21 protein-coding genes and 2 pseudogenes are annotated in these 20428 nt (G+C 28.7%); 21 read left to right on the plus strand and 2 right to left on the minus strand.

What is annotated here, in order from left to right:
• Nucleotides 1-3: 3 nt before the first annotated feature.
• The 5 genes from ACYUEW_RS02430 (at nucleotide 4) to ACYUEW_RS02450 (ending at nucleotide 3910) form a co-directional block, all read left to right on the plus strand.
• Nucleotides 4-327: an ArsR/SmtB family transcription factor gene (locus ACYUEW_RS02430; protein WP_265203205.1), complete on the plus strand. Its 324-nt coding sequence runs from the start codon at nucleotides 4-6 to the stop codon at nucleotides 325-327.
• A 23-nt stretch (nucleotides 328-350) separates the two neighbouring features.
• The gene (arsD, locus tag ACYUEW_RS02435) at nucleotides 351-722 is read left to right on the plus strand and encodes an arsenite efflux transporter metallochaperone ArsD (protein ID WP_460276176.1); all 372 of its coding nucleotides are present in this window, start codon (nucleotides 351-353) and stop codon (nucleotides 720-722) included.
• A 19-nt stretch (nucleotides 723-741) separates the two neighbouring features.
• Entirely contained in the window at nucleotides 742-2487 is a 1746-nt protein-coding gene (gene arsA / locus ACYUEW_RS02440; protein WP_043031546.1) for an arsenical pump-driving ATPase, read from the plus strand.
• Nucleotides 2488-2585: 98 nt separating this feature from the next.
• Nucleotides 2586-3656 carry an ACR3 family arsenite efflux transporter gene (gene arsB, locus ACYUEW_RS02445; protein ID WP_159035196.1) on the plus strand — a complete coding sequence of 357 codons (1071 nt, stop codon included), beginning with the start codon at nucleotides 2586-2588 and terminating at the stop codon, nucleotides 3654-3656.
• Between the two features lie 53 nt (nucleotides 3657-3709).
• Nucleotides 3710-3910, plus strand: a complete 201-nt coding sequence (locus ACYUEW_RS02450) for a DUF4177 domain-containing protein (protein WP_265203202.1) — start codon at nucleotides 3710-3712, stop codon at nucleotides 3908-3910.
• 218 nt (nucleotides 3911-4128) lie between these two features.
• Here ACYUEW_RS02450 and ACYUEW_RS02455 read toward each other — a convergent pair whose 3' ends face one another.
• The gene (locus ACYUEW_RS02455; RefSeq protein ID WP_003488866.1) at nucleotides 4129-4572 is read right to left on the minus strand and encodes a C-GCAxxG-C-C family protein; all 444 of its coding nucleotides are present in this window, start codon (nucleotides 4570-4572) and stop codon (nucleotides 4129-4131) included.
• A 445-nt stretch (nucleotides 4573-5017) separates the two neighbouring features.
• Here ACYUEW_RS02455 and ACYUEW_RS02460 point away from each other — a divergent pair, with 445 nt between their 5' ends.
• The 13 genes and pseudogenes from ACYUEW_RS02460 to ACYUEW_RS02520 all read left to right on the plus strand — a co-directional run bounded on the left by ACYUEW_RS02460 (nucleotide 5018) and on the right by ACYUEW_RS02520 (nucleotide 15512).
• Complete coding sequence (locus ACYUEW_RS02460; RefSeq protein WP_061328184.1) at nucleotides 5018-5335, plus strand: ArsR/SmtB family transcription factor; 318 nt, start codon at nucleotides 5018-5020, stop codon at nucleotides 5333-5335.
• 161 nt (nucleotides 5336-5496) lie between these two features.
• The gene (arsM, locus tag ACYUEW_RS02465) at nucleotides 5497-6303 is read left to right on the plus strand and encodes an arsenite methyltransferase (protein WP_154219213.1); all 807 of its coding nucleotides are present in this window, start codon (nucleotides 5497-5499) and stop codon (nucleotides 6301-6303) included.
• A 335-nt stretch (nucleotides 6304-6638) separates the two neighbouring features.
• The gene (locus ACYUEW_RS02470) at nucleotides 6639-7187 is read left to right on the plus strand and encodes a histidine phosphatase family protein (RefSeq protein WP_043031553.1); all 549 of its coding nucleotides are present in this window, start codon (nucleotides 6639-6641) and stop codon (nucleotides 7185-7187) included.
• Between the two features lie 221 nt (nucleotides 7188-7408).
• Nucleotides 7409-7600: pseudogene (locus ACYUEW_RS02475) on the plus strand (helix-turn-helix transcriptional regulator).
• Nucleotides 7596-7721, plus strand: a pseudogene (locus ACYUEW_RS02480) (DUF2922 family protein); the annotation flags it as partial. The pseudogenes ACYUEW_RS02475 and ACYUEW_RS02480, both read left to right, overlap by 5 nt.
• 169 nt (nucleotides 7722-7890) lie before the next feature.
• Complete coding sequence (locus ACYUEW_RS02485) at nucleotides 7891-8493, plus strand: MarR family winged helix-turn-helix transcriptional regulator (protein WP_163243717.1); 603 nt, start codon at nucleotides 7891-7893, stop codon at nucleotides 8491-8493.
• Nucleotides 8493-10277 (plus strand): ABC transporter ATP-binding protein, encoded by a 1785-nt coding sequence (locus ACYUEW_RS02490; RefSeq protein ID WP_003488883.1) that lies wholly within the window; start codon nucleotides 8493-8495, stop codon nucleotides 10275-10277. Before ACYUEW_RS02485 ends, ACYUEW_RS02490 begins: the two co-directional genes overlap by 1 nt.
• Nucleotides 10278-10679: 402 nt before the next feature.
• Nucleotides 10680-11141: a 5-hydroxymethylcytidine 5'-monophosphate nucleosidase subunit BcmB gene (bcmB, locus tag ACYUEW_RS02495; protein WP_163243718.1), complete on the plus strand. Its 462-nt coding sequence runs from the start codon at nucleotides 10680-10682 to the stop codon at nucleotides 11139-11141.
• On the plus strand, nucleotides 11131-12105 hold the full coding sequence (locus tag ACYUEW_RS02500) for a thymidylate synthase (RefSeq protein WP_163243719.1): 975 nt from the start codon (nucleotides 11131-11133) through the stop codon (nucleotides 12103-12105). Before bcmB ends, ACYUEW_RS02500 begins: the two co-directional genes overlap by 11 nt.
• Nucleotides 12106-12116: 11 nt before the next feature.
• Nucleotides 12117-12875 carry a class I SAM-dependent methyltransferase gene (locus tag ACYUEW_RS02505; RefSeq protein WP_163243720.1) on the plus strand — a complete coding sequence of 253 codons (759 nt, stop codon included), beginning with the start codon at nucleotides 12117-12119 and terminating at the stop codon, nucleotides 12873-12875.
• Between the two features lie 45 nt (nucleotides 12876-12920).
• Complete coding sequence (gene bcmE / locus ACYUEW_RS02510) at nucleotides 12921-14135, plus strand: thiamine pyridinylase (RefSeq protein WP_163243721.1); 1215 nt, start codon at nucleotides 12921-12923, stop codon at nucleotides 14133-14135.
• A gap of 128 nt (nucleotides 14136-14263) precedes the next feature.
• Nucleotides 14264-15097 (plus strand): bifunctional hydroxymethylpyrimidine kinase/phosphomethylpyrimidine kinase, encoded by an 834-nt coding sequence (gene thiD, locus ACYUEW_RS02515; RefSeq protein ID WP_163243722.1) that lies wholly within the window; start codon nucleotides 14264-14266, stop codon nucleotides 15095-15097.
• Between the two features lie 184 nt (nucleotides 15098-15281).
• Entirely contained in the window at nucleotides 15282-15512 is a 231-nt protein-coding gene (locus ACYUEW_RS02520) for a TIGR04540 family protein (protein ID WP_003488895.1), read from the plus strand.
• Between the two features lie 230 nt (nucleotides 15513-15742).
• Here ACYUEW_RS02520 and ACYUEW_RS02525 read toward each other — a convergent pair whose 3' ends face one another.
• Nucleotides 15743-16207, minus strand: coding sequence for a COG2426 family protein (locus ACYUEW_RS02525; RefSeq protein WP_163243723.1), 465 nt, complete (start codon nucleotides 16205-16207; stop codon nucleotides 15743-15745).
• Between the two features lie 395 nt (nucleotides 16208-16602).
• Between ACYUEW_RS02525 and ACYUEW_RS02530 the strand changes: the two genes are divergently transcribed.
• From ACYUEW_RS02530 to ACYUEW_RS02540, 3 genes are all read left to right on the plus strand, one after another.
• Nucleotides 16603-17391 carry an ABC transporter ATP-binding protein gene (locus ACYUEW_RS02530; RefSeq protein ID WP_163243724.1) on the plus strand — a complete coding sequence of 263 codons (789 nt, stop codon included), beginning with the start codon at nucleotides 16603-16605 and terminating at the stop codon, nucleotides 17389-17391.
• A 2-nt stretch (nucleotides 17392-17393) separates the two neighbouring features.
• Nucleotides 17394-19076 carry an ABC transporter permease gene (locus tag ACYUEW_RS02535; protein ID WP_163243725.1) on the plus strand — a complete coding sequence of 561 codons (1683 nt, stop codon included), beginning with the start codon at nucleotides 17394-17396 and terminating at the stop codon, nucleotides 19074-19076.
• A 273-nt stretch (nucleotides 19077-19349) separates the two neighbouring features.
• Complete coding sequence (locus ACYUEW_RS02540) at nucleotides 19350-20039, plus strand: response regulator transcription factor (RefSeq protein WP_460276177.1); 690 nt, start codon at nucleotides 19350-19352, stop codon at nucleotides 20037-20039.
• Nucleotides 20040-20428: the final 389 nt, after the last annotated feature.

Below are 20428 nucleotides of genomic sequence, written 5' to 3' on the forward strand. Positions count from 1 at the left end.
TTAATGAGCTTAAATTATGATGATAATGCAAAAATTATTAAAGCATTATCAGATGGTAGTAGATTAAGAATAATTGATATATTGTCCTGTGGAGAAAAGTGTGCTTGTGATATATTGGAGCACTTTGATTTTACACAACCAACGCTTTCCCATCATATGAAGGTTCTAATGGATTGTGGTCTTGTAGAATCTAGAAAAGAAGGTTTATGGTCATATTATTCATTAAATATTACTAATTGTAATAAATTAATTTTATTTTTCATGAATATTATAACGGAAACAGATGAATGTATCTGTAAAGATAAAACAAAATGTAAATGTAAATAGTAAAAAATAAGGAGTGAATGATTATGAAAAAAATGATAATTTTTGATCCAGCTATGTGTTGTTCAACAGGAGTGTGCGGTCCATCTGTTGATCCAGAATTATTGAGGATAGCTACAACAATAAACAGATTAAAAAATAATGGAATATTAGTTGAAAGATATAATCTAACTAGTAATCCACAAATATTTGTTGACAATAAGGAAATAAATGAAATTCTAAATAAAGAAGGAGTAGAAATACTTCCAGTTACAATGGTTGATGGTGTTATTGTAAAGACAAAAGCGTATCCAACTAACAAGGAATTTTGTGAATTATTGGATATATCAGAAGATTATTTGAAAATTACTATAAAAAACCCATCTAAAGGTTGTAATTGTAAAGGTGGATGTTGCTAAAAAGAAAGAGGGGGATATAATGTTTAAAAAATTTAATGTGAAAGATATGAATCTAACTAAATATTTATTTTTTACTGGTAAAGGTGGAGTTGGTAAGACTTCAACGGCTTGTGCTGTAGCAGTAACTTTAGCTGATGAAGGTAAAAAAATTATGCTTGTTAGTACAGATCCAGCTTCGAATCTTCAAGATGTTTTTAATACAAAATTAAATAATAAGGGAGTTACTATAAAAGAAGTTCCTAATTTAGTGGTTGCAAACTTTGAGCCAGAAGAAGCGGCTGCTGAATATAGAGAAAGTGTAATATCTCCTTATCGTGGCAAACTACCAGAAGTAGTTTTGAAAAATATGGAGGAACAGCTTTCAGGTTCATGTACTGTTGAGATTGCTGCATTTAATGAATTCTCAACCTTTATAACTGATAAAAAAGTAGAAAAAGAATATGACCATATTATATTTGATACAGCGCCAACAGGTCATACCTTGAGGATGCTACAGCTTCCTTCAGCATGGAGCAATTTTATTAATGAAAGTACACATGGTGCTTCATGTTTAGGACAGCTTTCAGGACTTGAAAGCAAAAAAGAAGTTTATAAAAATGCAGTAAATACTCTAGCGGATAAGGATAAAACTACACTTATACTTGTATCACGCCCAGAAGTATCACCTTTAAAGGAGGCTGAAAGAGCTTCTAAAGAACTTCAAGATATAGGAGTAAACAATCAAGTTTTAGTTATTAATGGAGTACTTGAAGAGCATGAAGATTATCTTTCTAATGCTATTTATACTAAACAACAAAAAGCATTAGAAGATATTCCACAATCATTAAAGACTGTTGAAACTTTTCAAATTCCATTAAGACCGTATAATGTAACAGGTTTAGAAAATGTAAGAGCTTTTTTAAAGAATAATAATATTAAATATAATGATGAAAAATTAAACACTACTAATGTACCTAAATTAAATAAGGTAATAGAAGATTTATATAATACTGATAAAAAAGTAATATTTACAATGGGTAAAGGTGGTGTAGGTAAAACTACAATAGCTGCTGCAATTGCTGTAGGATTAGCTAAGAAAGGAAAGAAAGTACATTTAACAACTACTGATCCAGCAGATCATTTAAAATTTGTGTTAGATGAAAGTTATGGAATAACTCTAAGCCATATAGACGAAAAAAAGGAACTAGAAAAATATAAAGAAGAGGTATTAAGCAAAGCACGAAAAACCATGAGTGAAGATGATATTGCTTATGTTGAAGAAGATTTAAGATCACCTTGTACTCAAGAAATAGCAGTATTTAGAGCATTTGCAGAAATAGTTGAAAGGTCAGAAAATGAGGTTGTAGTTATTGATACAGCACCAACAGGGCACACTTTATTACTTTTAGACTCTACTCAAAGTTATAATAAAGAAATTCAACGGTCACAAGGAGATATTCCAGAATCAGTTAAGAAGCTTTTACCTAAGCTTAGAAATGAGGAAAATACAGAAGTAATCATCGCAACACTAGCTGAAACTACTCCTGTTTATGAGGCTTTAAGATTGCAGAAAGATTTAAATAGAGCTGGTATTCACAGTAAATGGTGGGTTATCAATTCAAGTTTCTATGCAACCAATACAACAAATTCTATCTTAAAGGTAAAAGCCAACAATGAGGTACAGTGGATTAACAAAGTGAATGAAATATCTAAAGGTAATTTTGCAGTTATAGGATGGATGCCTGAGGAAGTTAAGGGGGAGATACTTAACCGCTTAATAAAATAAGCGTAATTCCACTATAAAGTGACAGTACAAATTTTGTAGTGGAATTTTTAGAATATTATATAGGGCATGATTAGAATATTAATTTAAGGAGGGATAATATGTCTCTAGATAAGAAAAAAGAAAAGAAAGGTCTTGGAGTATTTGAGCGGTATCTTACTATATGGGTAGCACTTTGTATTGTAGTAGGAATACTTATTGGTAGATTTATTCCTCAGATACCTGAAACTTTAAATAAATTTGAATACTATAATGTATCCATTCCAACTGCTATTTTAATTTGGCTAATGATATATCCAATGATGTTAAAAATTGATTTTAGTAGTATAGTAGGTGTAAGTAAAAAGCCTAAAGGGTTAATAGTTACTTGTGTTACTAATTGGCTTATAAAGCCATTTACAATGTATCTTATAGCATCATTTTTCTTAAAGGTTGTGTTTAAATCTTTTATTCCATCAAACCTTGCTACAGAGTATTTAGCAGGTGCAGTATTATTAGGAGCAGCACCATGCACAGCAATGGTATTTGTATGGAGTTATCTAACTAAAGGAGATCCAGCATATACTTTAGTTCAAGTAGCTGTAAATGATTTAATTATATTAGTAGCCTTTGCACCTATTGTAGCGTTTTTATTGGGGGTAAGTGATGTTACAGTTCCATATGGAACATTAATATTATCAACTATATTATTTGTTGTTATACCTTTAACAGCAGGCTTTTTAACAAGAAAATCAGTTATAAAAAATAAGGGAATAGAGTATTTTAATGATGTGTTTTTAAAGAAATTCGATAATATAACTATTATAGGATTGCTTTTAACTTTAGTTATTATTTTCTCATTCCAAGGAGAGATTATATTAAACAATCCGCTTCATATTTTATTGATTGCAGTACCTCTTACAATTCAAACATTTCTTATATTTACTATTGCTTATGGATGGGCAAAGCTATGGAAACTACCTCATAGTATTGCAGCACCAGCAGGAATGATAGGAGCAAGTAATTTTTTTGAACTAGCAGTTGCAGTTGCAATATCTTTGTTTGGGTTAAAATCAGGAGCGGCTCTTGCCACAGTAGTAGGAGTTTTAACTGAAGTACCTATAATGTTAACTCTTGTTAGAATTGCTAATAATACACGGGGATGGTTTTCAACAGAAACTATAGAGAAATAATAAATAAATTTTAAAATTACACTTCTATTAGAATTAATTAAGGGGTGATGTATATGAAATGGAAATATAAAGTTATTGAAATTAATTCTATAAAAAATTTAGGTAGTCCTATTAATTTACAGAATGAACTTAATAATTATGGCGAAGAAGGATGGGAACTTGTAGGTGTTTTAGCCAAACCTCATGGAGGAATAGGATGGATGCCAAAACCAGATGATGGTTCAGTAATATTTAAAAGAGCGCTTAGTATATAATAGGTGAGAATTATATAAATTAGGAAAATATAATTAAAAATTAATTATATTTTCCTTGGGTTGTTGATAAACATATCTTGTAAACAGTCCTTTAAATTTATACAAAAAGTATTTTCATTATTTATGTAGAATATATATTATAGGCTAAAAAATGCCCGATAGGTTTCCATGAAGGATGAAAATGTCTACCAGCAGTAAAGAAAATATATTCTTGTTACTTATCTATTTTCTACTATTATTCTTGCTACTCTTTCCGCTACTTCACCTGTAAATGCTATACATTGATCCATATGCTCTTTTGAACCTAATTGCATGCCCTTTGTTAGAAATCTACAGCAAAGACTTTTATGTTCTTTTTTAAAATCATCATGTAATTTTTTACTTAGTTCCATGGATTTTTCAACTATAGGGTCTTTTGCTTCTTTTCTACCAAACACCATACCAAGTGCCATTATTCCACCTGCTATAGCGCCACAAGTACATCCTGAACCTCCCATACCTACTGGAAATCCTGATGCCATAGCTATAGCATCATCTGAAACTTCTATTTTAAATTCATCTCTAATAGTTTTAACTACTGCTTCTGAACAATAAAAATCTCCATTTCTATAGTAATTTTCAGCAACTTCTCTTATTTTATTAAAGTCAATATTATCCATCATATTACCTCCAAAATTATTATTTAGTTGTAAACTATTTTTATTCTAAGCTAAAGTTCATATCAATATGAATAAACTTATTATTCATTGTAATATTCTGCATTGCAAGTTATTTTCCTCTTACTCGATTTAGAATAAAAACATTATTTATGTAGAAATTTTAAAAGTTATGTCTATAAGTTTAATTATTATTTTAATTTTATATTTGATTTTTATTAGTATTTAAATAATATTAGTGTTAAGTAATCTATTTTGCACAATATATAACTTAGAGTATAGTTAATACTTTCAGGTTCACATTTAATATATTATTTGTATAACATACTTCTATATGGATGAATGTTTATGTATGGGTATATTTAGTGCTGATAAATATAAAGTACATTGACACTATATAGAATGTGATCTATACTGTGCATAGATAAATATCTGTATTGGAGGGAACTCAATGAACTTAAATTATGATGATAATGCAAAAATTATTAAAGCATTATCAGATGGTAGTAGATTAAAAATAATTGATATGTTGTCCTGTGGAGAAAAGTGTGCTTGTGATATATTAGAACATTTTGATTTTACACAGCCAACACTTTCTCATCATATGAAGGTTTTAATGGATTGTGGCCTTGTAGAATCTAGAAAAGAAGGCTTATGGTCACATTATTCATTAAATATTACTAATTGTAATAAATTAATTTTATTTTTTATGAATATTATAACGGAAACAGATGACTGTATCTGTAAAGATAAAACAAAATGTAAATAATAAAAAACTTAGTTAAGAGAATTAAATTATATTACATTAAGATAATGAAGTTTTACAAAAAAAGTTTGGATAGTACCTAAGAACCTTACGACTTTAGTCGTGAGAGGTTCAGCACTGAATAGTTAAAGTAGGGAGGAAAAAAGATGAGTGATTTAAAGAAGATGAGTGATTTAAAAAAGATAAATAATTTTAAAAAGGTAGATGTTAGAAATGCTGTCCGTAATAGTTATAGAAAGATAGCTATTGGAAATGCAAAAGAGGATGGCTGCTGTGGTGGAAGTATTAATCTTAAAAAATCTTCCATAGAGATATCACGTAAGATTGGATATTCTGATGAAGAAATATCAACTGTTCCAGAGGAAGCTAATATGGGGTTAGGTTGTGGAAATCCCCAATTAATAGCTAATATTAAAGAAGGAGAGACTGTTATAGACCTTGGAAGTGGAGGAGGATTTGACTGTTTTTTAGCTTCAAAGAAAGTTGGGACTAAGGGATATATTATTGGAGTTGACATGACTCCAGAGATGATTAGTAAATCAAGAGTTATGTCTAGGAAATATAGGTATAGAAATGTAGACTTTAGATTAGGTGAAATTGAAAATCTTCCTGTAGCAGATAATACCGCGGATGTAATTATTTCAAATTGTGTTATAAATTTATCTCCAAATAAACAAAGAGTATATAATGAAGCTTATCGTGTATTAAAAAAAGGTGGTAGAATTGCTATTTCTGATATAGTTCTTATTAGAGAATTGACCAAGGAAATGAAGCAAGATGAGAAACTTTATTGTGGATGAGTTACTGGGGCATCTTCAGTTGAAGAATTAAAAGTATATTTAGAAAAGGCTGGCTTTAGTGATATTAAAATTGAAACTAAAGAAGTCTCAAAGGAATATGCTGAAAAATGGGGACATAACTTAAAGGTTGGAGAATATATTATGTCTGCATCAATAAAAGCAATAAAATAATAATTTAAAAGGAGTGGAAAAAATTTTTTCTGCTCCTTTTTTGAATGTAAGGAGTGCCGCTTATGACCTTAAATGAATACATAAAGCTTGGAGAACTGTAGCTAGTGGAAAGAAAAATAGTAACTTGTACAAAGTTTCCTTGTTAAATAAAGCTGTTGTTAGAATACAAGTTGTATTGCTTTGTTTTTTTATTTCATAATATGCAGTAAATATTGCCTTCTAAGAGTGACCAAAGTAATAGAAGATCTATTAAAAATATAGGCTAACACCTTTGAGTTGATTATCATACATTATTATTGATATAGAATGTATGCACAGGGAAAGGAGAATTTAAATTGAATGGATCGTTACTAGATTTATTAAGGAGTGGAGGATATATACTATATGTTAGGCATGGGGAAGCGACTGTTGGAGAAGACCAACCTAATCTAAATTTTCTATACTGTTTTACTCAAAGAAATCTTTCGGAAACAGGAAGAAGACAAGCAATTTACTATGGTCAAATTATTCGTAATTTACAAATTCCTATTAATTATCCCGTCTTAACAGGCCCGCTTTGTAGAACCATAGAAACGGCACAATTGGCTTTTGGAACGGCAAATGTTCAAATAGACCCATTTTGGTTTCAGATTTATAGGCTAAGTGGAAATCTATTTACTGCAGAGCAACGAAGAATACTAGATTCTCTTCAGACAAGGTTGGAAATTATACCGCCTCAGGGTAGTAATATGGTCATTGTCGCTCATAGCTTTCCAAAAGGAATTGGTTTGGGCCAAATCCCAGACATGGGAACAGTAATTGTTAAACCGCTGGGGCAGGGGAATGGTTACGAAGTTGTTGCTAAATTGTCCTTAGCAGATTTATTGAATTTAGAAAAACACTGATAAGAGAAAACAAAGTCCATATGGAATGCCTTGGACTTAAGCATATGGACGTTGTAATTATGTTTAAGGGTATTATTTACTAATCACCAATGATTAATTGACTTTCATCGTTAAAGAAAGGTTTAGAACAAGCTCGACCCGAGGTTTCACAAGGATCCCCAGGGTATGTAAACTATATTTTATTATTACAATTCATGAATTATAACAAATCTCATAGGTAAGTGGTAATTCATCTTTCAATTCACCGAGCTGAAAAAAGTATATATCAATCTAAATTAAGTGAAATGGTAGGTGTATCTCGTCAAACAATTAGTTCCATTGAAACATGACAATTTTGTCTATCGGCGAAATTGGCTTTAGTAATTTGTATAGCCTTAAATAAAAAATTTGAAGATATTTTTTATTTTGATTAAGAATTGTGGTAAGGCTATAGTAGACAAGAACATATTCCAAAATAAAAGTGGAGATCTTTCAAGTCTTAAAGTTGCTAGGATTATAACAACAGATACAGAAGAAATTAAAATAGAAGAATAATTACAAAAGCTCTCACAATGTGGGAGCTTTTGTTCATTAGATTCATAAGGAATTTGTAAACATAATTAAATTTATTTAGTTTAAATATTGACAAACAAAATAAATGAGCATATAATTTATTTCGTTAGATTAAGTATAAACTAACAAAATTAAAGCGGAGGAATACAAAATGCATGAAAATAATATATTAAACAATTTAATGCACATTGCCAGACAACCCTTTATGTTCTTTAGAAATGAAGTACAGGAAAAGACAGACAATGCTTTTGAAACATTACGTTTATTGGCCAATGAAGAAAATGTTACGGCGGGTCGTATTGCTGAACACTTAGATATAAAACCATCAAGCGTAACTCAGATTATTAAAAAACTCCAGGATGTAGGAACGGCTGAACGTGTAAAGTCTGAAGAAGATGCTAGGGTTACTTATGTATTGATAACTGATAAGGGAAGAGAAAGTTTAAAAGATAGAGGGGATATTTCAGAAAACCTGAAAGTTAAGTTATTTAAAGGTTTTGAAGAAGATGAACTTGAAAAGTTAGATGATTATTTAACTCGTATGTTAGAAAACATTTCAAGTGAAGATTTTCAAAAAAAATTAAGCGAAATTTTTGGTGATGATAAAATGTGGCAGCAATTTGGTAAAATGTCAGCACATTTTGGACGTGCGCGCGAACATATTATTCGTGAACATATGTTAAATCACAGTGACTTTGGTGGCTTTAGAGGTTTCGGCGGTCACGGAAGATTTGGAGAAAGGAGGCATAAATAATGGGCGGAGACAGACATGATAATAATTCAGTACGTAAAGATGGAACCAAATTTTCATTTAGACAATTTGCCAAATTAATTACAACAACAAAACCTAAATATTATCTTTTGGTTATTGGAGTAATCTTCTTGATTATATCATCTAGTGTTCAAATTTATGTTCCAAAATTGGCAGCATCTTTAGTAAACAATTTTTCTAAAGGAATGGATTATTCACTGTTATTAAAAGTTGTTTTGTTATTTATTGCTTCTGCAATTGTTTCAGCAATTGGTGGAACTATACTAGGTGTTTTTGGTGAAAATGTCATTCAAAATTTGAGAAAAACACTATGGATAAAACTAACTACACTTAAAGTAAAATATTTTGATACAGTGAAAGCTGGTGAAATATCAAGCCATTTGGTAAATGACACTATGCAAGTAAAGCAACTACTTGCTGCTACTTTTCCTCAAACATTAGCCAGTGTAATACTTGTCGTTGGATCAGTATATATGATGATTAAAATGGATTGGCATATGTGCGTGGCTATGTTAGTTGCAGTACCAATTGTCATAATTGTAATGATCCCAATTATGACATTTGGAGCAAAAGTTGCTCATACTAGACAAGATGCACTTGCACAGTTTAATGGAATTGTTAGTGAAACATTAAGTGAAATTAGACTAGTAAAAATATCTAATGCAGAAAAACAAGCACAAACAGGTGCAAATAATAAAGTAGATAAATTGTTTAAAGTAGGAAAGAAAGAAGCAATCTTTGATGCAACAATGCAACCATTTATGATGATGATATTTATGAGTATGGTTTTTGGTTTATTAGCTTATGGTATGCATCGAATTGCTATAGGCGCAATGGCAATAGGAACATTAATGAGCTTTTTAATGTATTTATTTAATTTAATTGGAGCAATGCCTAGTATTGCAACCTTGTTCTCAGAAATGGCTAAAGCTGCTGGTTCAACAAAGCGTGTACAAGAATTGCTTAGCGAAGAACCAGAAGACTTTGAAAATGGTAATGAAGTTGATTTGTCTAATAAGGAACTCAGGGTGGAAAATATCAATTTCTCCTATGAAAAGGATGAACCAATCTTGACTAATATATCTTTTGAAGCAAAACCAAATCAAATTGTTGCTTTTGCAGGTCCATCAGGTGGTGGTAAGTCAACAATTTTTAGTTTACTTGAAAGATTTTATGAACCTAGCAAGGGAAGGATTAAATTTGATGATATAGAAATAACAGATATTAAATTAACAGATTATCGTAGACAAATTGGATTTGTCTCTCAAGATAGTGCAATTATGGCTGGAACCATTCGTGATAATTTAACTTATGGTCTTGATGAACAATTTAAAGATGAAGAACTTTGGAATGTATTAGAACTTGCATATGCACGAAAATTTGTAGAAGATATGCCAAATGCTCTTGATACAGAAGTTGGTGAACGTGGAGTGAAAATTTCTGGTGGTCAACGTCAACGTATTGCAATTGCTCGTGCCTTCTTACGTAATCCAAAAATTTTGATGTTGGATGAAGCAACAGCAAGCCTTGATAGTGAATCAGAAATGATGGTGCAAAAGGCACTCTCTAACTTAATGAAAGGTCGTACAACACTTGTTATTGCCCATAGATTAGCTACTATTGTGGATAGTGATAAAATCTATTTCATTGAAAAAGGTAAGGTAACAGGTAGTGGAACGCATGAAGAACTTGTAAAAAGCCACAAAACTTATGCAAAATATGTTAGTGAACAGTTCCGAGTTGATACGTCGATACTTACAGCTTAGTAAATATAATAAAAGCTATTACTATATTATCTGAAAATGAAGATATGAATAAAATAGTTTATATGTTTGATTTAGCATTAACTAAACTTAATATGATTTTAGTATAAGTGATGGAATTATCCATCACTTTTTTATTTTATTAGCATATTTCTAGGAGCTACGCTTTAAATAAATATGTAAATAAAATACTAAAAAAGAAAAAATTAAGCATATAATTATTGATGGCTTAACAATTAATGGTATAATATATATAAAAAACCAATATTATAAGTTTTAAATTAAGAATAAAACTTATTACTTAAAACAAAGTTTAAAAACTACTTTGTACTTGTTTTATAGTATCTAAAATCTGAATATAGGAGGAAGTTGTGTAAATTTATATTATTAAAGTGAGGTGTAATTATGAATAAAAGAGTGTTTTTAGCTGCTCCCTTTAAAGGGGTAATTAAGGAAAAGCAGTCGATTATGAAAGAACGAGAAAAGAAGAGAATAGAAGATCTTATTTTATTTTTAGAAGAAAAGGGATGGAAAGTAGATAATGCACATAAGAGAGAAGAGTGGGGAGCTAATTTTATGTCTCCAGATCAATGTACAAAATTGGATTATGATGCAATAAAAGAATGCGATTTATTTATAGCTTTCCCAGGGGTACCCGTTTCCCCAGGAACCCATATTGAAATTGGATGGGCTTCAGCAATGGGGAAAAAAGTAATTTTACTTCTAGCTGAAAAAGAAGAAAATTATGCTTATTTAATCAGGGGATTACATACTGTAAGTAACGTACATTATATAATTTATAATGAGGAAAAAGAGTATCTTCAGAAATTAGATTTATATTTAGATGGTGAAAATAATGAAGTTTAAAAATTTTCATGAAGCGTATTTAAAAAATTTAAATGATGTATATTATAACCCTGAGTTTATAAATCAACCAAGAGGAAATGTAAGTAAAGAAAGATTAAATTATTTTATGATACTAGAAAATCCACGAGAAAGAATTTGTTACACAAAATCAAGGAAAACTAATATTGTTTTTAACTTTGCAGAAGCATTATGGTATTTATCGGGGTCTAATGATTTAGATTACATTTCTTATTATGCAAGCAATATGAAGAAATATTCTATGGATGGCAAAATTCTTACAGGAACTGCATATGGTCCCAAGATATTTTCCTATGGACATAATAACATTAATCAGTGGCATAGGATAATTGAATTGTTCAAAGAAGATCCAGATACAAAGAGAGGATTTATTGAAATCTTTGATGCAAATGAAGATTTATCATTAAAGAATATAGATGTTTCTTGTACCATAGGATTTCAATTTTTCATTAGAGAACATGAATTATATATGACAACTTTTATGAGAGCAAACGATGCTTATCGAGGAATTATAAGTGATGTTTTTTCATTTACTTTTATTCAAGAGTTTTTAGCCACTGAATTAAATTTAGATGTAGGGCAATACAGTCATAATGTAGCAACAACACATATATATGAACCAGATTTTAAATTAACTGAAAAAGTATTATGCGAAAGCAAAAGTGCTAAAAAGGAGCTCTATTTTCCTAGAATGCCTAAAAAGGATAATTGGCAAGATTTAAAAATAGTTCTTCAATATGAAAAAGAACTAAGAAAACAGACAGTCCATTTAAAAAAGAAAGATATTGATAAATTAGAGATAGATGAATATTGGAAGCAAATCATTTATTTATTTGTACTTTACCAGGAAATATATTATGGTGAAAATCTGGATTATGAAATATATGAAAGCTTAGAACCAATTTATAAGTATTTGTTTTGTAATAAGTGGAATCAGTATTTTTAGGAGGGGATATTTTGGGTACATGCTGGAAGGACGAAGATGTTTCAAAAAAGTTTAATTTGTATAATGATATGCTAGAAAATATTTTGGGATTTAATTATATTTTTCAAAATTTAAAATCAAATAAATCTATTAAAAAAATTTTAGATTTTGGATGTGGGCCAGGAAAAGTGGCGGAGCGAATGGCAAAGATAAAACCTGAATCACAAATTATTGCAGTAGATCAATCAAAAAATATGCTTGATATTGCAATGAAAGAGCATAATAAAGAAAATATAACTTACCAATTAATTGAGCAAAACCAATTAAAAGGAATAGAGAAAAATTCCATAGATTGCGTTGTTCTTTGTTTTGTAATAATTAATAATTCAGATAAAGATAGAATTAAAACGATTTTCCAGGAAATTTTTAGAGTTCTAAAAAAAGGTGGAAAATTTTTTATTCTTGATTCTAATCCTAATGCTGCTGGAGTAGAATTTTCAACTTTTGCAAATGGAAAAAGTGGACAAGCTTATCATTTAGGGGATCATAAAAAACAATTTTTGAAAATCCCTAATAATGAAGTGCTAATTTTGGAGGATTATTATTGGTCAACAGATTTTTATATTAATAATCTGGAAGCAGTAGGATTTGAAAATTATAAAATTGTAGAACCAACTATAGAGAAAATAAACAAACATGAATTGAATGCTATTGAAGAAACATATGAAATTAAAGAGTGGGGGAGTGAAAAGAATAAACCACCCTTTATTATATTTGATGTGGAAAAATAAGCAAATTTAGAGAGGAATTACATGTATAATGAAAGGAGTAAACCCATGAAATTGAAAAATTTATTCAAAAGAAGTTTATCTTTTTTATTTTCATTTATAATGATTTTTACATTGGTTTCAGGCTTAAATGTACAGGCTTTTTCAGGTGATGAACCCAAACAAACTCTTAATGTAGCTTTATATGAATATGTTCCTGATCCTATACGTTTTAAAAAAGCAGTTGAAACTGAGTGGAATAAGAAAGAACCTAATATAAAACTTAATTTTGTAGATTGGGATTGTTATAGCGAGGATCCACCAAAGGATTTGGATGTATTTGTTTTTGATGCAATTTATTTATCTCATTTTGTAAAGGAAGGATATCTATCTCAAATCCCACAAGGGAGCATAAAAAATAAAGAAGATATTCTACCCTTTGCAATGGAAGGGTGTACTATGAAAGGTTCAGCTTATGCAATACCTCAAATTATATGTACTAATCTCTTATTTAGTAGAAAAGGAGATTCTGATATACAAAATGTAAATTCTGTGTATGATTTAAATGATAAGTTAGGCAAGAACACATCAGAAGATATTATTCCTCCTAATAATAAAGGACTATTAATAGATATGTCTGGAGGAACTAGTAAAGCTTGTATGTATCTAGATTCACTGATTGATACAACACAAGAGTATACAGAATTTAATTCATTACCTAATTTAAATGAATTAAATAAAGATGCCATTGATAGCTTAGGATTATTACAATCAATGGCTGGAAAAAATCAAGCTAATTATTGGCCGGAAGACAATGATTCATATATTAGGGCTAAATGGTTTATTAACGGAAAAGGAAGGGCTTATATAGGTTATACTGAAGCAATGTCCCAAATGAAAGAATTTGCAAATGATATTGACTTTAAGACAATTTCTTTATCAAAAAATTCTAATATCCCTATTTTTTATGGAGATGTGGTTGGAGTAAATTCTTCTATAACAAATTCATATAAAAAAGAAAAAGCAATTGAACTTGCTAATATTATCACAGACAAAAACACTATGGTTAAGGCAGTTTCTCCTGATGAAAATAATAAATATCCTCAATATTTATTGCCTGCTAGAAGAAGTGTATATCATAATTTAGAGAATGAGTATCCTATTTATGGTAGATTATATAAAATAGCAGATAATCCTAATAATAGACTGTTTAGGACTGGACCTGAAATACGTATATGGTTAAAAGAAGCCAAAAAGATTATTACCGAATATTTACAACAGTGATATAATAAATAATAATTATTCAAATTAAAGAGGGTGTTAAAAAAATAGATTGGATTTTAAGACTTCAAATATAAAAATTAGATCTATTTTGGTATACACCCTCTTTTTATAGAGGGGGAGAAGATTCTATGAAAAAAGTACTTAGTATTGCAGGTTCTGATTGTAGTGGAGGAGCAGGGATACAGGCAGATTTAAAGACTTTTTCTGCTCATGGGGTTTTTGGAATGAGTGTTATTGTATCTGTAGTTGCAGAAAATACTAGTAGAGTAATTAATATTCAAGATGTTACACCCGATATGATTAAAAGCCAAATTGATGCAGTTTATGAGGATATTGGTACAGATGCAGTAAAAATAGGAATGCTATCTACGCCAGATTGTATGAAAGCAGTATCTGAAAAACTACAAGAATATAAACCGAAAAATGTTGTAATAGATCCAGTTATGTATGCAAAAAATGGATGCCCTTTAATGGACCCTAATTCCGTATCTACACTAATTGAATCTATTATTTATCATGCAGATATTTTGACTCCCAATATACCAGAGGCAGAGAGAATTTCAGGGTACAAAATAAAAACTATAGAAGATATGGAGAAAGCTGCTGGCATTATTGAAGGCATGGGATGTAAAAGTGTTTTAATAAAAGGTGGACATTATATTGGGGATGCTGTAGATGTATTATATGATGGAAATAAATTTTATCATTATAAAACTCAGAGAATTAATACAAAAAATACACATGGAACAGGTTGCACATTATCTTCTGCAATTGCTTCTAATTTAGCTTTAGGTTTCGAAATAAATGAAGCAGTAAGAAGGGCAAAAAATTATATAACTATGGCAATCGAACATTCATTAGAAATTGGTAAAGGAAACGGACCAACTAATCATTTTTATCAAGTTTATTTAAATGGACTACAAGGAATGGAATTGGATAAGGAGACAAAATGTAGTCAATAATCTAAAATAAAGTCTTTTGTTATGCAATCAATATTTTGAAACTAGTGGATTTTAAAATAATAGAAAAGTATAAGAAATAATATTTAAAAACTCTTGAAAAATTTGCACATCTTTTTTTATTTTTATGATACAATTATGTTCTGTATAAAAATATTTACTAAAATTAATACGGAGGATAAACAAAATGAGAAAGGTGTACAAAAACCCAAAGGAATTAGCTACATGTTTAAAGGATTTAGTAGATTTATATTTAGATGATCTTATGACTTATGAAAAGTTAGAAGAAAAAGTTTCTAAAATAGTCGATGCTAACAAAAATAGTATATATAAGAACGAAGTTATAAATACTAAATTAGCTAACGTATTAGGGGATTTGAGAATAGATGTTATAAACAAAATAGTAAAAGATAAATAAATTTTTGATGTAATTAGGCAGAGCTAAAAATACAATTTATTTTCTTTTATAAAAAAATCTAGTGAAAATTTTATGATGCATAAATCATAAATTTCCACTAGATTTTTATTAAGTATTAACTTGCTTTTATATTTATAGCTAAGAAGTTTTAATTGACTTTTTAAAAAATTACATAATTATTTATAAGACATTTTATCTATATAAAGTCCTAAATAATTCATTAAATAATTTTAAAAAACCTTAAACAAACCAACAGCAGCAGTACCCATTATAATACCTGCTAGTAATACTCCAGCCATAACAGCTATAACAGTAGTTTTAAAATCCATATCTAGAAAACTAGCTGCCAAAGTGCCTGTCCATGCCCCGGTTCCAGGAAGTGGTATTCCAACGAATAATAATAAACCAATAAATAAACCTTTATTACCTGCTGTTTCTTTTAATTTTTTTCCTGCTTTTTCTCCCTTTGATAAACACCATGAGAAAAATTTCCCAATAACAGGTTTGTCAGTTCCCCATATAAGAACCTTTCTTGCAAATAGATATATGAAAGGTACAGGTAACATATTTCCTATAATTGCAACAATATAAGATTGAAGCAAAGGTAATTGAAAGGCCTGTGAATATGGAATAGCTCCACGTAATTCTAGAATTGGAACCATAGATATAAAAAATACTATTGCATATTTCGTCATTATATAAACTCCACCTTTTCTTTCAGTTTAAAATATATAAGTAATTTTAGAAATAATATATCATAAATCATAAATAAGTACAAATAGGTTAATATCAATATTAAATAATTATACACAATTTTAACCTAATTTTAACCTAAAGAACTATAACATTTTTAATTTGGTGTTTAAAAATCTTAGATTAATGGGATTATTTATAATATGATTGATTATTAATATATTTTATTAAAAAATATTAGTTATATAAGTGAAACAGTCTATGTTTATATTCATATATTTTATTTGAGTATACCATGGAAAAAATGTATTCTATTAACATTTACATATGGTATAATTAGGAATGTGTTTAAACTAATTATAAAAAATTTTATAATAAATTATAGTGGGGGTAATTTATGGACAAGTCAAACGATATAGTAGTTTCTATAAGAAATTTAAAAATGAGTTATGGAAGTAAAGAGGTATTAAAAGGAATAAATTTAGATGTAAACAAAGGGGAAATTATTGGGTATATAGGACCTAATGGTGCTGGAAAAAGTACTACTGTAAAGATAATGCTTGGTTTAGTTAAGGAATATGAAGGTGAAGTAAAAATATTTGGAAATAATATATCCTATGATAATGTAGGGTATAAACATAAAATAGGGTATGTGCCTGAAACTGGAGAAATATATGACAACTTAACAGCTTACGAATATATAACTTTTTTAGGCGAAATATATGGCATGGAATTAGAAGGAGTAAATAATAAAGCAAAAAAACTTATGAGCCTTTTTGGAATAGAGGAAGCATATCACTCAAGAATATCTTCTTATTCAAAGGGTATGAGACAAAAACTTTTGATAATATCAAGTCTTATTCATAACCCTGATATCTTATTTTTAGATGAGCCTTTAAGTGGACTTGATGCAAATAGTGTGCTTGTTTTTAAAGAGGTGCTTTCAAAATTAGCCTCAGAAGGAAAAACTATATTTTATTCATCTCACATAATGGAAGTTGTTGAGAAAATAAGTAGTAGAATAATATTATTAAATAATGGACAAATTGCAGCGGATGGTACTTTTGAAGAGTTAAAGAAAAGGAATATGGAAGGTTCTCTTGAACAAATTTTTAATCAAATAACTGGATTTACAAAGCATGAAGAGGTTGCAAATGAATTTATCTCCGTACTAAAGGAGGTATAGAAATGGAAGATTTTAAAATATTGAAGTTTGTTGATAAATTTAAGTTTATATATGAGAAACTTGGTGTTAATTATGCTTCCATGAGAACAATACTTAAATTAAAGCTTTTGATGGATAATAGAAGAGTTCCAACAATATATAAAGACAAGGAAAATGAGGATAAAAAGAATACTTTTAAAAAATCACTTCTTCTATATGGATTAATGGGAGCTTTTCTTATGGTTTTTATTTTTATCCCATCACCTATGGTTGTAAAAATGAGTATAAATATAGGTGCCATAATGTTTTTAATCATGAGTACTATGATTGCAGATTTTTCTTCTGTACTTTTGGATATTCGTGATAAGAATATATTAAATACTAAACCATTAGATCCCAAAACAATAAACGCAGCTAAGACTACTCATATATTAATTTATATTACATCTATTTCCGGGGCAATTGCAGGGCCAACCTTAATAGGGGGACTTATTAAATATAAATTTAAGTTTTTTATAATTTTCTTTTTTCAAATAATATTGATATCATTTTTTACAATGTTTTTTACCGCCATATTGTATTATTTTATATTAAAAATTTTTGATGGAGAAAAGCTTAAAGATATAATAAATTATTTTCAAATAGTGCTATCAGTAGTGCTTGCTTTAGGATATCAAATTATACCAAGAGTATTCGATTTTACTGGTGTAAATGTAAATTTTAAAATTAAATGGTGGAGTTATTTAGTTCCACCAGTGTGGTTTGGAGCGCCATATAGCTTAATAATGGAACATAATACTGGAAGGGAGTATGTTTTATTAAGCATAATGTGCGTGGCTATACCAATTATAATTTTTGGTATATACTATAAATTTATTGTGCCTTATTTTGAAGAAAATTTGCAAAAACTTGATAGCAGTATAAGTAAAAAAGGAAACCTTGAAGAAGCTAAAGGGGTAAGGCATAAAGGATATGCATCTATTTTTTGTAGAGATAAAATAGAAAATGTATTTTTCCGTTTTTCAAGAAACATGATAGCTACAGAAAGAAAGTTGAAGCTAAAATTGTATCCTACTTTGGCTTTTGCTGTGATTTTTCCTTTCTTAATGTTTATAGGCTCTTTTTCAAAATATGAATCAGTTTCACAGGCATTTAATGAATTTTCAAAGGGAAATTATTATTTTTCAATTTATTTATCAGTGTTTATGTTAGTGGCAAATATAGATCTTTTAAGTCAAAGTGAAAAATATAAAGGTTCATGGATATATATTGTTCTGCCTATAGACAACCCAGGAAAAATCCAAAAAGGAGTTTTAAAAGGATTTATATCAAGATATATTTTCCCAGTATTTTGTAGTATTTGTATTGTTTTTTTAATAATATGTGGATTAAGAATATTACCAGATATAATAGTAATGTTTTTCAGTATGATGATTTTAATGGTTGTTATGCAAAGCTTATATAAAAAAGAATTACCTTTTTACAAGGATTTTCAAAGTAATGGGGAAAATTCTATTATTGCATTTGTAGTTTCCGCAGGTCTTACAGGAATTTTTTTCGGATTACATAAGTTAATTAGAAGTTCAATACAATATAGTTTTAGTATTTATATATACATTGGAATTTTGCTTATAATTAATATAATTTTATGGAAAAAACTATTTAATATAAGTTGGAAACAAGCTCAATTAGAGGATGCACAATAATCCACGGGAAATGTAAACAGCTTGAAAATGTAATTTATTTTAAATAGAAAAGTATCTTTAATAAGGGATTTATTATACTAAAAAGAATAAAATAGTTTAAATAAAAAAAGCTAGGGAGTTTCTTTGGCTTTTTTTATTTTAATAGCTATTATTGAATTATTTTATTATAATTCAATATTTAAAATTAAGTTTTTATTTTTTGTCTACCCACTATACCTGTTATAATAACAGTAAGGGCTAAGGTAAATATTAACTATATTGGGGGAAGTATTAATGGATAAAGACATTAAAATATTAGTTGTTGAAGATAATAATGATATAAATAAGTTATTATGCGATATGTTAAGACAAAGCGAATATATTACTAAATCAGCTTATTCCGGAACAGAAGCTTTAATATATTTAAAAGAATATGATTGGGATATGGTTTTATTAGATTTAATGTTACCAGGGATGGAGGGTAACATTAAATCTAATATAAGAAAAAGTAAACCTATGCCTGTAATAATAATTTCAGCTAAGGAAGAAAAGGATATTAAAATAGAAACTTTAAGAATGGGAGCAGATGATTATATAACAAAGCCCTTTGATATAGATGAGGTGTCAGCTAGAATAGATTCACACCTTAGAAGGTATAAAGAATTTTCCAATATAGCACCACAAAATTTATTAGAATATAAAGAAATATCTCTTAACAAAGATACTAGAGAAGTTTTTGTGTATGACAAACAGATAATGTTAACAAGTAGAGAATTTGATATTTTACAACTTTTGATGGGTTATCCTAAAAAGGTTTTTACTAAGGCTAATTTATTTGAAAGCGTATGGAGCAGTGAGTATTTGTGTGATGATAATACTATTAATGTACATATAAGTAATTTAAGAAATAAGTTGTCCAAAGCAGGCACAGAGAATGAGTATATCCAAACCATTTGGGGAATCGGGTATAAGTTAGATAGCTAATCTTTCTTTATTCTATATTAATTTGTTTAGTAGCTGTTTATGAATTGGGTTATAAATTAAATGGATAATATTAACATTGTTATTAGTTTAAATTAATTTAAAATTTTTTTATTTACTTTCTGATCATAGGAACACAAAAACTAAATTTCCATGCTTTTATAAATGCTCCATATTTATAGGATAGATAATTAATGTTAATATTAAAAACTTTATTACAGTATGAAGTCTTACTTGTAATGTTTTAACTTAATACTTTCTTAAGGTTTTTCTTTAGAATTCATTAGGAATTAGGTTTTAATATTAAATATGTAGTAAGGTTATCAACATGTTGATAATAATATAAAAGATTTAACTTAATAATGAATTAAATTAAAACCTAAGAAAGGAGA

The organism is Clostridium sp. CTA-1 (genome assembly GCF_054768215.1).

Excerpts from the sequence above, each read along its gene's own strand:
- ACYUEW_RS02460 (WP_061328184.1), top strand. The coding sequence starts at position 5,018 with ATGAACTTAAATTATGATGATAATGCAAAAATTATTAAAGCATTATCA.
- arsB (WP_159035196.1), top strand. The coding sequence starts at position 2,586 with ATGTCTCTAGATAAGAAAAAAGAAAAGAAAGGTCTTGGAGTATTTGAG.
- ACYUEW_RS02485 (WP_163243717.1), top strand. The coding sequence starts at position 7,891 with ATGCATGAAAATAATATATTAAACAATTTAATGCACATTGCCAGACAA.
- ACYUEW_RS02450 (WP_265203202.1), top strand. The coding sequence starts at position 3,710 with ATGAAATGGAAATATAAAGTTATTGAAATTAATTCTATAAAAAATTTA.
- ACYUEW_RS02455 (WP_003488866.1), bottom strand. The coding sequence starts at position 4,572 with ATGATGGATAATATTGACTTTAATAAAATAAGAGAAGTTGCTGAAAAT.
- ACYUEW_RS02500 (WP_163243719.1), top strand. The coding sequence starts at position 11,131 with ATGAAGTTTAAAAATTTTCATGAAGCGTATTTAAAAAATTTAAATGAT.
- ACYUEW_RS02535 (WP_163243725.1), top strand. The coding sequence starts at position 17,394 with ATGGAAGATTTTAAAATATTGAAGTTTGTTGATAAATTTAAGTTTATA.
- arsA (WP_043031546.1), top strand. The coding sequence starts at position 742 with ATGTTTAAAAAATTTAATGTGAAAGATATGAATCTAACTAAATATTTA.
- ACYUEW_RS02490 (WP_003488883.1), top strand. The coding sequence starts at position 8,493 with ATGGGCGGAGACAGACATGATAATAATTCAGTACGTAAAGATGGAACC.
- ACYUEW_RS02430 (WP_265203205.1), top strand. The coding sequence starts at position 4 with ATGAGCTTAAATTATGATGATAATGCAAAAATTATTAAAGCATTATCA.
- ACYUEW_RS02520 (WP_003488895.1), top strand. The coding sequence starts at position 15,282 with ATGAGAAAGGTGTACAAAAACCCAAAGGAATTAGCTACATGTTTAAAG.
- bcmE (WP_163243721.1), top strand. The coding sequence starts at position 12,921 with ATGAAATTGAAAAATTTATTCAAAAGAAGTTTATCTTTTTTATTTTCA.
- ACYUEW_RS02530 (WP_163243724.1), top strand. The coding sequence starts at position 16,603 with ATGGACAAGTCAAACGATATAGTAGTTTCTATAAGAAATTTAAAAATG.
- ACYUEW_RS02525 (WP_163243723.1), bottom strand. The coding sequence starts at position 16,207 with ATGACGAAATATGCAATAGTATTTTTTATATCTATGGTTCCAATTCTA.
- bcmB (WP_163243718.1), top strand. The coding sequence starts at position 10,680 with ATGAATAAAAGAGTGTTTTTAGCTGCTCCCTTTAAAGGGGTAATTAAG.
- arsD (WP_460276176.1), top strand. The coding sequence starts at position 351 with ATGAAAAAAATGATAATTTTTGATCCAGCTATGTGTTGTTCAACAGGA.
- thiD (WP_163243722.1), top strand. The coding sequence starts at position 14,264 with ATGAAAAAAGTACTTAGTATTGCAGGTTCTGATTGTAGTGGAGGAGCA.
- ACYUEW_RS02540 (WP_460276177.1), top strand. The coding sequence starts at position 19,350 with ATGGATAAAGACATTAAAATATTAGTTGTTGAAGATAATAATGATATA.